The sequence below is a fragment of the Bacillus sp. DX4.1 genome (assembly GCF_030348195.1).
GTDB lineage: Bacteria > Bacillota > Bacilli > Bacillales > Bacillaceae_G > Bacillus_A.
This window is the reverse complement of the sequence record NZ_JAUCFT010000008.1, coordinates 2,782,403-2,795,178: the sequence shown is the minus strand read 5'-3', so window position 1 is coordinate 2,795,178 and position 12,776 is coordinate 2,782,403. Positions and strand designations below refer to the sequence as shown.

8 protein-coding genes, 1 pseudogene and 2 other annotated features (1 of these 11 cut by a window edge) are annotated in these 12,776 nt (G+C 36.5%); all 9 genes and pseudogenes read left to right on the top strand.

What is annotated here, in order from left to right:
• Positions 1–20: a binding site (T-box leader), on the top strand (it extends 213 nt beyond the left edge of the window).
• A gap of 140 nt (positions 21–160) precedes the next feature.
• Complete coding sequence (locus tag QUF99_RS17170) at positions 161–1,237, top strand: bifunctional 3-deoxy-7-phosphoheptulonate synthase/chorismate mutase (RefSeq protein WP_289371512.1); 1,077 nt, start codon at positions 161–163, stop codon at positions 1,235–1,237.
• A gap of 9 nt (positions 1,238–1,246) precedes the next feature.
• Positions 1,247–1,480 (top strand) — a binding site (T-box leader).
• Positions 1,481–1,533: 53 nt separating this feature from the next.
• Entirely contained in the window at positions 1,534–2,706 is a 1,173-nt protein-coding gene (gene aroC / locus QUF99_RS17165) for a chorismate synthase (RefSeq protein WP_289371511.1), read from the top strand.
• 17 nt (positions 2,707–2,723) lie between these two features.
• Positions 2,724–3,824, top strand: a complete 1,101-nt coding sequence (gene hisC / locus QUF99_RS17160) for a histidinol-phosphate transaminase (RefSeq protein ID WP_289371509.1) — start codon at positions 2,724–2,726, stop codon at positions 3,822–3,824.
• The gene (tyrA, locus tag QUF99_RS17155; protein WP_289371508.1) at positions 3,817–4,917 is read left to right on the top strand and encodes a prephenate dehydrogenase; all 1,101 of its coding nucleotides are present in this window, start codon (positions 3,817–3,819) and stop codon (positions 4,915–4,917) included. The genes hisC and tyrA overlap by 8 nt, the downstream gene beginning before the upstream one ends.
• 18 nt (positions 4,918–4,935) lie before the next feature.
• Entirely contained in the window at positions 4,936–6,222 is a 1,287-nt protein-coding gene (gene aroA, locus QUF99_RS17150) for a 3-phosphoshikimate 1-carboxyvinyltransferase (protein ID WP_289371507.1), read from the top strand.
• Positions 6,223–6,536: 314 nt separating this feature from the next.
• Complete coding sequence (locus QUF99_RS17145; protein WP_289371506.1) at positions 6,537–7,709, top strand: GNAT family N-acetyltransferase; 1,173 nt, start codon at positions 6,537–6,539, stop codon at positions 7,707–7,709.
• A 304-nt stretch (positions 7,710–8,013) separates the two neighbouring features.
• Positions 8,014–9,642, top strand: coding sequence for an ABC-F family ATP-binding cassette domain-containing protein (locus tag QUF99_RS17140; protein WP_289371504.1), 1,629 nt, complete (start codon positions 8,014–8,016; stop codon positions 9,640–9,642).
• A gap of 638 nt (positions 9,643–10,280) precedes the next feature.
• Positions 10,281–12,245, top strand: coding sequence for a lipoteichoic acid synthase (gene ltaS / locus QUF99_RS17135; protein WP_289371503.1), 1,965 nt, complete (start codon positions 10,281–10,283; stop codon positions 12,243–12,245).
• A gap of 92 nt (positions 12,246–12,337) precedes the next feature.
• A pseudogene (locus tag QUF99_RS17130) lies at positions 12,338–12,658 on the top strand (collagen-binding domain-containing protein); the annotation flags it as partial.
• Positions 12,659–12,776: the final 118 nt, after the last annotated feature.

Below are 12,776 nucleotides of genomic sequence, written 5' to 3'. Positions count from 1 at the left end.
CGATAAATATCGTCCCTACTGAGTTCATCAGTAGGGATTTTTTGTACACTTTAATAGCGGTATCGTTCTCATATTGAAATTTTGCAAAACATCAATTCAGAAAATAGGGAATTTTTATTCTCTTATCATATTTCTTACACATTAAAAGGAGGATTTTAAAATGGCAAATCATGAATTAGAACAATTACGTAAACAGGTGGATGAAATCAATTTACAGTTATTACAACTGTTGAACGAACGAGGCAGAATTGTTCAAAAAATTGGGGAACAGAAGCAAGTGCAAGGTACAAAACGTTTTGATCCTGTTCGTGAGCGTGAAGTACTGAATATGATTGCAGAACATAATGAAGGACCATTCGAAACATCAACTGTGCAGCATATTTTCAAAACAATTTTCCAAGCGAGCTTGGAACTGCAAGAAGATGATAACCGTAAAGCGTTACTTGTTTCTCGTAAAAAGAAACAAGAAAATACAATTGTTGATGTGAAAGGTGAATTGTTAGGAAATGGAACACAAACATTCATCATGGGACCTTGTGCAGTTGAAAGTTTAGATCAAGTTCGCCAAGTAGCCCAAGCGATGAAAGAACAAGGCCTAAAATTAATGCGCGGCGGTGCTTTCAAACCGAGAACATCACCTTACGATTTCCAAGGTTTAGGTGTAGAAGGTTTACAAATTTTACGTCAAGTAGCCGATGAATTTGATTTAGCAATTATCAGTGAGATTCTAAATCCAAATGATGTAGAAATGGCTCTTGATTACGTTGATGTGATTCAAGTTGGAGCTCGTAATATGCAAAATTTCGATTTATTAAGAGCGGTTGGTAAAGTGAATAAACCTGTGTTATTAAAACGTGGTTTAGCAGCAACAATTGATGAATTCATCAATGCAGCGGAATACATTATTGCACAAGGAAATGATCAAATTATATTATGTGAACGTGGTATTCGCACATACGAGAGAGCAACACGTAATACGTTAGATATTTCCGCTGTACCAATCTTAAAGAAAGAAACGCATTTACCAGTTATTGTAGATGTAACGCATTCAACAGGACGCAGAGATTTATTATTACCAACGGCGAAAGCGGCGCTTGCAATCGGAGCAGATGCGGTAATGGCAGAAGTACATCCAGATCCAGCGGTTGCATTATCTGATTCCGCACAGCAAATGGATATTCCAGAGTTCCACAGATTCATGGAAGAGCTAAAAGGTTTCAAAAATAAATTATCATAATTTAATATTTAATAGGCGCGGAAAGGGATTCAGTAGTACTTATCTTCCTGTTATAGAGAGCTGATGGATGGTGTAAATCAGTACAAAGATAAGCATGAATTACAACCCTAGAGCATCTTTTTCGTAGTAAAGGCAATGGTCTTTATGAAGGGAAAGACGGTCTAATAGATCGTTAAAAAGAAAAAGAGGTAGACGGAAATCGTTTACAACTAGGGTGGTACCGCGATAACAATCGTCCCTACTGAATGCATCAGTAGGGACTTTTTGTATATAAAAATCATAAAGGGGCAACGAAAATGAGATATATAACAGCCGGAGAATCACATGGTCCGCAGTTAACAGTTATTTTAGAAGGTGTACCTGCAGGCTTATCTTTAAAAGCAGAACAAATCAATACAGAATTATTAAGAAGACAAAAAGGGCACGGTCGCGGGAGACGTATGCAAATTGAAACCGATACAGTGGAAATTGTAAGCGGAGTACGTCATGGCGTTACACTTGGTTCGCCGATTACATTAATTGTCAAAAATGATGATTTCAAACATTGGACAAAAGTGATGGGAGCCGTACCCATTTCAGAGCAAGAAAGTAAAGAAATGAAACGAACAATTACAAAACCACGCCCCGGACATGCAGATTTAAATGGTGCGATTAAATATGGGCATCGTGATATACGCAATGTATTAGAGCGTTCTTCTGCTAGAGAAACGACAGTGAGGGTAGCAGCAGGTGCAGTTGCAAAACAAATTTTAAAAGAATTAGGTGTTCATATTGCCGGTCATGTACTTGAAATTGGTGGTATAAAGGCAAATATTATAAATAATATACCTTTACAAGAAGTGCAAACAATCTCAGAAAATTCACCAGTGAGATGCTTAGATAAAAAGATAGAGCAAGCGATGATGGATGCAATTGATACTGCAAAAAGTAACGGGGATTCAATTGGCGGTATTGTGGAAGTAATCGCCGAAGGAATGCCAATCGGTGTTGGAAGTTACGTTCATTATGACCGTAAATTAGATGCTAAGCTTGTGTCAGCTATCATGAGTATTAATGCTTTTAAAGGTGCTGAAATTGGGATTGGATTTGAGGCGGCGAGACAACCTGGAAGTACCGTACATGATGAAATATTGTGGGATGAGGAAACTGGTTATACAAGAAAAACAAATAATGCAGGTGGATTAGAAGGTGGTATGACAACAGGAATGCCAATTGTTGTACGGGGGGTTATGAAGCCGATTCCTACATTGTATAAACCGCTTGCAAGTGTTGATATCGAGACGAAAGAAGCTTTCCAAGCGAGTATTGAACGCTCCGATAGCTGTGCAGTACCAGCAGCAAGTGTTGTTGCTGAAGCAGTTGTAGCCTGGGAGCTGGCCGATGCACTAGTAGAGCAATTTGGAAAAGATCGTATGGAATTGCTCTCACAAAATATTGCTCAGCATAACAAGTATGCGAAAGAATTTTAAATAAAGGATGGATACCAATGAAAGTAAAGGACCAATTAAAGACACTGCAGCCATATAAACCAGGTAAGTCAGCAAAACAAATGCAAGAAGCATACGGTGCCCATTCATTTGTAAAATTAGCATCAAATGAAAATCCATTTGGCTGCTCGCCGCTTGTTATGGAAAGTTTACAAGAAGCGTGGAATAATCCTTCTTTATATCCAGATGGAGGAGCAGTTGAATTGCGCCAAACCATTGCTGAAAAACTACATATTAAGAAAGAGCAGATCTTATGTGGTAGCGGATTGGATGAAGTGATTCAAACTATTAGCTGTACGATGCTTTGCCAAGGAGATAATATTGTTGCGGCTAGGGAAACATTCCCGCAATATCGTCATCACGCGATTATTGAAGGATGCGAAGTGAAGGAAGTTGCACTGCACAATGGAGTATATGACTTAGATGATATTACTGTAGCTATAGATGAAAAAACAAAAATCGTTTGGATTTGTAACCCGAATAATCCGACAGGCACATATGTGAATGAGCGAAAATTAAGTGAATTCATGAAGGGAATCAACGAGGGAACATTCGTTGTAATCGATGAAGCGTACTATGAATATGTCGCAGCGCGTGATTTTCCAGATACGATTCCACTGTTGAAGAAACATAAAAATCTTCTTATATTACGAACGTTTTCTAAAGCCTATGGGTTAGCGTCATTCCGGGTTGGTTATGCAATTGGAAATGAAGAAATAATCGAGAAATTAAATGTCGTTCGTCTGCCGTTTAATGTTTCATCACTTGCACAAAAAGCAGCAGTAACTGCATGGAGGGATAACCAATTTTTACAAAAGATTGTTCGTGCAAATCGAGAAGGATTAGAACAGTATGAATGTTTTTGTAAAGAGAATAAGATTCCTTTTTATCCATCTCAAACGAACTTTATCTTTTTACCGGTAGACGATGCACAAGAAATTTATGAGGCTTGTGCACATGCAGGATATATCATTCGTCCATTTCCGAACGGTGTTCGCATCACAATTGGTACGAGTGAGCAAAATGAAGGAGTGATTTCAGTGTTAAAACAACACTTTACTAATAGAAGAAACAGGTCTCGAGATGAGGCTCATGTGTAAAAAAGTTGTATTAATTGGTACCGGATTAATTGGTGGTTCGCTTGCTCTATCTATTAAGCGAGAACATGACGTTACCATTACTGGCTATGATATCCATATAGAACAAGTGGAACGAGCGAAACGGTTACAAGTAATTGATGAAATTGCGCTGGACTTAAAGACAGCTTGTGAAGAGGCACACCTAATCATTTTTGCATCTCCTGTTGAAGAAACAACAAAGTTATTACGAAAACTTGCTTCATACAAGTTACGTGAAGATGTCATCGTTACAGATGTGGGGAGCACAAAAGGGAAAATTATGAATGAGGCGGAATTGTTGTTTCCGAGTGGCGTTTCGTTTATTGGTGGGCACCCGATGGCAGGTTCTCATAAAACAGGGGTTGAAAGTGCGAAAGCTCATTTATTTGAAAATGCATATTACATTTTAACACCTATGAGCCATGTGCCAATTGAAAGAGTAGAAGAACTAAAGGAATGGCTAAAAGGAACACGTTCGCATTTTCTTGTATTAAATACGGAAGAACATGATTATGTAACGGGTATTGTTAGTCATTTTCCGCACTTAATCGCCGCAGGATTAGTGAAACATGTTGAAAAATGTGCGGGTGATAATCCACTTATTCATATGCTTGCCGCAGGGGGATTTAAAGATATTACGCGCATTGCATCCAGCAGCCCGAAAATGTGGAGTGACATTGTAAAACAAAATCGAAATCATTTGTTAGAACTATTAGAAGAATGGATTGTTGAAATGAAAGAACTGCATCAGACGGTTGCTGACGGAGATGCTGACTCATTACACGACTACTTTGCGAATGCGAAAGAATATCGTGATTCTTTACCCATTCGTAAAAGTGGTGCGATTCCGGCTTATCATGACCTATACGTCGATGTCTTAGATAAAGTAGGGGCGTTAGCTCATATTACAAGTATCTTAGCACAAGAAGAAATTAGTATTACAAACTTACAAATTATCGAAGCACGAGAAGGATTACTTGGTGTGCTTCGCATTAGTTTTCAAACAGCAGAAGATCGTACGAAGGGAACGAAATCATTACAAAAAGCACAGTATCAAACATATGAAACAATGTAACAGGGAGAAGGTGTAACTGTGAATACAGAAACGATACAAAAAGTAAAAGATGGATTACAAGGAACAATTACAATTCCAGGTGACAAGTCAATTTCACACCGGGCAGTGATGTTTGGGGCAATCGCACAAGGAAGAACGACAATCAAAGGTTTTTTACCTGGTGCAGATTGCTTAAGTACAATCGCTTGTTTCAAAGAAATGGGAGTAGAAATTTCACAAAGTGGTGATGAGGTAGTAGTAATTGGAAAGGGATTAGAAGGACTGCAAGAACCAAAGCGTGTTTTAGATGTCGGAAATTCAGGTACAACAATACGATTAATGCTTGGGATACTTGCGAATACATCTTTCCATTCGTGCTTACAAGGAGATTCTTCAATTGGAAAAAGACCAATGAAACGTGTGACAAAGCCACTTCAGCTTATGGGAGCAACGATTGATGGAAGAGAAGATGGAACGTTTCCACCACTTACAATAAGAGGTGGAAATTTACAGGCCATTGACTATATTTCACCTGTAGCTAGTGCACAGGTGAAATCAGCTATATTGTTAGCAGGACTTACTGCGCAGGGTGTAACAACTGTTACAGAACCGCATATTTCGAGAGACCATACAGAAAGAATGCTTGGTGCATTTGGAGTGGAAGTAAGCCGTGAGGAAACAACAGTTGCAATCGAAGGCGGACAAAAGCTAACCGGAACTCATATACAAGTACCTGGAGATGTTTCTTCAGCGGCATTTTTCCTAGTAGCTGGGGCGATTATTCCAAACAGTAAACTCGTATTACAAAATGTTGGAATCAACCCAACACGGACAGGGATTATTGATGTTCTTACAAAAATGGGTGCTAACCTAGAGATAACACCTATTAATCAGGATGCTGCAGAACCTGCTGCGAACATTACGATTGAAACATCATCACTACAAGGCATCGAAATCGGTGGTGATATAATTCCACGCCTCATTGATGAAATTCCGATCATCGCTCTTGCAGCAACGCAAGCAGAAGGAGTAACAGTTATAAAAGATGCTCATGAGCTAAAAGTGAAAGAAACAAACCGAATTGATACAGTCGTTGCAGAATTAACAAAACTAGGAGCACGTATTGAAGCGACAGAAGATGGAATGATTATTTATGGGAAGTCTTCATTAAAAGGGAACAGTGTAAATAGTCATGGTGATCACCGAATCGGTATGATGCTGGCGATAGCTGGAGCTATAGCTGACGGTGAGACTGTCATTGATGATGCTGGAGCTGTTGGGGTGTCGTATCCGACGTTTTTTGAGGAACTTGAAAAATTGCAATAAATGAATGAGAGACGCTAGAACTAAATGTAAAGTAAAAGGGATTAAGGGTTGGGGAACAATTCATTCAATCCCTTTTTGCGTTGGGCTCAGAACTTTTAAAAAATGAAAGCTATGCATATAGTGTCAAATACAAGCTGAAATTGTATGATGTATGTAAGTTATTAATGATTATATATTATAATTATTTAATTAATTGAAAAATTGTATATTTAAAGAAGGGATAGGCTAGGGAAAGATGGAATTTATATTAAGTTACAAGAGGTACTCGGTTTGTGTAGTTCAATGTTTATTTCATCAAGGGGAGAGAATAAAAAATGAAAGTAATGCAACTAACAGAAAACCAATATCGAGAAGCAATAGCATTATCGGAATATGCCTTTCAATATAAAGTTCCAGAAGATCAACTTGAAAACCGTCTTACACTTATGAAAGAACATCATCAATTATTTGGAATTATGGAAGGGGAGCAACTTGCAGCAAAATTACACCTTCTTCCGCTAGAAATAAATATAGGTGATGAAACATTTAGAATGGGCGGAATTGCCGGTGTAGCGACATATCCAGAATATAGACGAAGTGGATATGTAAAAGAGCTATTAAAAAATGGGTTAGAAACGATGAAGAAAGATGGATATAGTGTATCAATGCTGCATCCATTCGCGGTTTCGTTTTATCGAAAGTATGGGTGGGAACTTTTTGCGAATCGTCTAATCTGTTCGCTGACAAAAACAGATTTAGTTGTGCATAAGCATGTTAAAGGAACAGTAAAGCGTTACAATAAAGATTCACATATAGAAGAAATTGAAGGATTATATGAACAATTTGCAAAACGTTTTGCAGGCATGTTAGTCCGGAGCCGAGATTGGTGGATTCAGTCGATTTATCACGATCTTACTGCAGCGGTTTATTATAGCGAAGAAAATGAACCAACCGGGTATATGTTATATGAAATAAAAGATTCTAAAATGAAAGTAGAAGAATTTATTCCATTAAATAATGAAGCGAGAAACGGATTATGGAATTTTATTTGTCAGCATGACTCGATGATTAAAGAAATCAAACTCATTACACATGAAAAGGAACCGTTACTTTATACTTTGCAGGAGCCGCGAGTTAAGGCTGAAGTCATACCGTATTTTATGGTTCGAATTGTGGATGTGGAGCAATTTTTCAAACGGTATGCATTTGTTTGGGGAAATCAACAAAATGATGTCGTGTTACATATTTCAGATTCATTTGCTTGGTGGAATAATGTGACGGTCGTATTAAAAAATAAAAAAGTTGATATTGTTCGTAATGAAGAAGCAGGAAAGCTACAAAATAAAGGGATTCAGTTAAATATTAATGCTTTATCAGCGACGCTATTTGGTTATAAACGACCAACCGAGCTCTATGAAATTGGTTTTCTTTCAGGAACTGAGGAAGAAGTAAAAGAGTTTGAGAGTTTAGTTCCATTGCAACAACCATTTATTTATGATTTCTTTTAAGAGAATGTTCAAAAAGTCCGGTAAAGATAGCCGCTCTATTTCTTAGCTACGTCGCCAGTCCGGTACTCATGTAGGTCCATCTACACTCCGTATCCTTCTGGCTTCCGCGCCTCGAACTACTCGGCTCTCTTTATCCTCCTTTTTTGAACACGTACTTTAAATATAAAGCTAAAAAGCACGATTTAGAAAAGTGCTTTTTATTTTGTTGCTGAAATACAAAGATGATAAGATATACCTTTAACTGGCTAAATATGTTATAGTAAGTGAAGTATGTATATAAAAGTATTGAAATTGGAGGAACCACATGATTACAGTAAGTAACGTTAGTTTGCGTTTTGCGGACCGCAAATTATTTGAAGATGTTAACATAAAATTCACGCCAGGTAACTGCTACGGTTTAATCGGAGCAAACGGTGCGGGTAAATCTACATTTCTAAAGATTTTATCTGGAGAAATTGATGCATCATCAGGTGATGTACACATTACGCCAGGTGAACGTTTAGCAGTATTAAAACAGAATCACTTCGAATACGAAGAGTTCCCAGTGTTAGAAACAGTTATGATGGGACACACACGTTTATATGAAGTAATGCAAGAGAAGAACGCAATTTACATGAAAGAAGATTTCAGTGATGAAGACGGTATGCGTGCAGCAGAGCTTGAAGGTGAGTTCGCTGAGCTAAACGGTTGGGAAGCTGAGTCTGAAGCTGCAATTCTTTTAAAAGGATTAGGTATTGGTGAAGACATTCATGATAAAAAGATGTCTGAGTTAACAGGGGCAGAGAAAGTAAAAGTATTACTTGCGCAAGCTTTATTTGGTCAGCCTGACATTCTATTATTAGATGAGCCTACCAACCACTTGGACTTAAAAGCAATCCAATGGTTAGAAAACTTCTTAATGAACTTTGAAAATACAGTTATCGTTGTATCCCATGACCGTCACTTCTTAAACAAAGTGTGTACGCACATGGCGGATCTTGATTTCGGTAAAATTCAGCTTTATGTTGGTAACTATGATTTCTGGTATGAGTCTAGCCAATTAGCATTAAAGCTAACACAAGATTCAAATAAGAAAAAAGAAGAGAAAGTAAAAGAGTTGCAAAACTTTATTGCACGCTTTAGTTCGAACGCATCGAAAGCGAAGCAAGCAACTTCTCGTAAAAAATTATTAGATAAAATTACATTAGATGACATTAGACCGTCTTCTCGTCGTTATCCATTCGTTGGATTTACACCAGAGCGTGAAGTAGGTAATGATTTATTAACAGTAGAAGGTCTTTCAAAAACAATTGATGGTGAAAAAATATTAGACAATGTTTACTTCACTTTAAATAAAGGTGATAAAGTTGCATTTATCGGACGTAATGATATTGCAATGACAACATTATTTAAAATCTTAATGGGTGAAATGGAGCCAGATAGCGGTTCATTCAAATGGGGTGTTACAACATCTCAAGCGCATTTCCCAAGAGATAACTCTGAGTTCTTTGAGAATAGCGACTTTAACTTAGTGGAATGGTTACGTCAATTCTCTCCACAAGATGAATCAGAAAGTTTCTTACGTGGTTTCTTAGGCCGCATGCTCTTCTCTGGTGAAGAAGTAAAGAAAAACGTTTCTGTATTGTCTGGAGGAGAAAAAGTTCGTTGTATGCTTTCTAAAATGATGTTAAGCGGAGCGAATGTATTAACTCTTGACGATCCAACAAACCATTTAGACCTTGAGTCTATTACTGCATTAAACAACGGTTTAATCGCATTTAAAGGTACATTATTATTCACATCTCATGACCATCAGTTCGTACAAACAATTGCAAACCGTATCATTGAAGTAACACCAAATGGTATCGTTGATAAAGAAGCAACGTATGATGAGTTCTTAGAAAACGAAGAGCTTCAAAAGCAAGTAGAAGCAATGTACAACGCAGGAAAATAATCTGTAAACATGAAACCCTCGCTCTTATAATAAGAGCGAGGGTTTTGATTTATCCCGCTATTTGCGGGCAGTAATACCTCCACCTCAAAGTTCGGCAAGAAGCAAAGAAGTTAGGTGGGGGATAAACTGCCCGTAAAAACCCGATTGGTGAGGGCTGATAATCAGTGGGGGATGAAGAAACCCCCCACTGATTAAAGTTTCACTTTATTAAATAATACAGGTATTACTAAACGTATAGAAATATTGGGAATAACAAAAAGTCAACAATTAAGGGCACTTATTAATATGAATAAATTAGCAGTATCAAATCAAATTGGTAATTTTGGAAATAAGAATGTTTGCGGAATAGAGCGCAAAGGTTTATAGTAGTTTTGTCCCGCTACACGGACAGTATTTTTTAAACAAATTTAGAATAAGCACAGGAAAGAATATTACAAATGTGTTTGATTATATATATAAGTAAGTAAAAATGTGTGGAAAGAAATTGTTGAATAAATAAACATCTGAATTTATAATTACTAATATTCTTCATGAGATAAAAAGAGAGAGGCTTGTAAGGAGAAAGTTGGAATTGTATAAAAATAAAAAAAGATAGACTTATAATGAATCAGCTTTGGATGATTAAAAGAGGTGGAGAGATGAAAAATTTATTAATGAAGAGCCAGCGTATGTTAAGCAATCATTTTGGTTTCTTCGTTTTTGCGGTTGTTCTATTTTGGTTAAAAACGTATGTGGCCTATGTGACAGAGTTTAACTTAGGTATCACCAACACTATGCAAAAATTCTTATTATTTATAAATCCGTTAAGTTCTGCAGTGTTATTCTTAGGATTAGCGTTATTTGCGAAAGGTAGAAAATCTTACATTTGGTTAATTATTATTAATTTGTTGATGACGTGTCTTTTATACGCAAATGTTGTGTATTATCGCTTTTTCAGCGATTTTATTACGTTTCCAACATTGACCCAAACAAGTAACTTTGGGGATTTAGGTGGAGGTATTCTTGCATTAATACATGTATATGATCCATTGTATTTCTTAGATACAATCATTCTATTTGTATTAGTTGTTACAAAGATTGCAAACCCGGCACCTATTCGTGTAGCAAAGCATAAACTTTCTCTTGTGTTTATAGTTGCGATTTTAATTTTCAGTGTCAACTTAGGTTTAGCAGAATCTGATCGTCCTGAATTATTAACAAGAACATTTGATCGAAATTATATTGTGAAATATTTAGGTGCATATAACTATACAATCTATGATGGAATCCAAAGTATGAAAGCATCTACGGAACGAGCATTAGCTGATGGAGATAATATGACAGGTGTACGAAACTATATTACATCGAACTATGCAAGTCCTAACCAAGATTACTTTGGAAAAGGAAAAGGGATGAACGTTATCTATATTCACTTAGAATCGTTCCAAAACTTCCTGATTAATTACAAATTGAACGGGCAAGAAGTAACGCCATTTTTAAATTCATTTACGAAAGATGCAAATACATTGTACTTCGATAATTTCTTTCATCAAACAGGACAAGGTAAAACATCTGATGCGGAGTTTATGTTAGAGAACTCTATATTTGGATTATCTCAAGGATCTGTATTTACAACAAAATCTCATAATACGTATCAAGCTGCACCAGCTATTTTGGGTCAACAAGGATACACATCTGCAGTATTCCATGGTAACTATAAAACGTTCTGGAACCGTGATGATATTTATAAATCTTTTGGATTTAATAAATTCTTTGATGCAACGTACTATGATATGAATGACCATGATGTTTTAAATTATGGTTTGAAAGATAAACCATTCTTTAATGAATCGATTCCATTGTTACAAACGTTAAAACAGCCGTTCTATACGAAATTTATTACATTGTCAAATCACTTCCCTTATCCGATTGATAAGCAGGAGGCTACGATTGAACCAGCTAAAACAGGTGATTCATCTGTAGATACGTATTTCCAAACGGCACGTTATTTAGATGAATCCGTTAAAGGTTTTATTGATTACTTAAAGCAATCTGGTTTATACGACAACTCAATTATTGTTATGTATGGTGATCATTACGGCATTTCAGATAACCATAATGCGGCGATGTCACAAGTAATGGGAAAAGAAATCAACTCATTTGAAAATGCACAATTACAACGTGTACCGTTAATTGTCCGTGTTCCTGGTGTACAAGGAGGCGTTCAACATCAATATGGTGGAGAAATTGATGTGCTTCCAACGTTGTTACATTTACTTGGTACGGATACAAAAAATTATATTCAATTTGGTACAGATCTATTATCACCAGAGCATAAGCAAGTTGTTGCATTCCGTAACGGAAACTATGTAAGCCCAACTGTTACTGCAATTAACGGGAAATATTACGATACAAACACAGGTAATGCAGTTGAAAAAACAGATGAGATAAAACAAAATGAACAAATGGTCCAACAAAAACTTCAATTTTCTGATCAAGTAGTAAACGGAGATCTATTACGATTCTACACACCAGAAGGATTTAAACCAGTAGATCGTTCAAAATATAATTACAATCACCGTGATAAAAATAAAACAAAGGTGAAAACCACAACAGAAGGTTAAAGGTTTTAAGAAGATAAATATTATGTTACACCCTCATGAGGTAAATTATCCTTAATGAGGGTGTTTTTTTGATAAAAAAGAAACATCATGTTATGAAAAAAATAAGTATTAATTTTATAGTATTAATACTTGTATGTATGAATTTTTTAATGCATATACCAAAGGAAGTAGAAGCAGCTACAGTAAATTTTAAAGGTTTAGGTGATATTTCACATTACAATGCATTCATTTTTGGAGATCACAGCGCTACGAGTGCCGATATTGAGGGAGCAATGGCAGTTCAAGGGAAATATGTGGATGCATCAAGTTATCCAGTTGCAGCAGCTGCAACTGGAGCATGTAACTTAGCTGGCGCAAAGTGGAATGATGAAGGGTATCCATCCTTACTATTAGCAGGCGAATTAAAGAAATCTAATGATAAAGTTTATCCCGCTATTCGCGGGCAGTAATATCCCGATTAGTTGAACTTTATGAGGATATATTAAAATTTCACATACTGTATTAGTACAAGATAAAAAAATTATTTAAAGA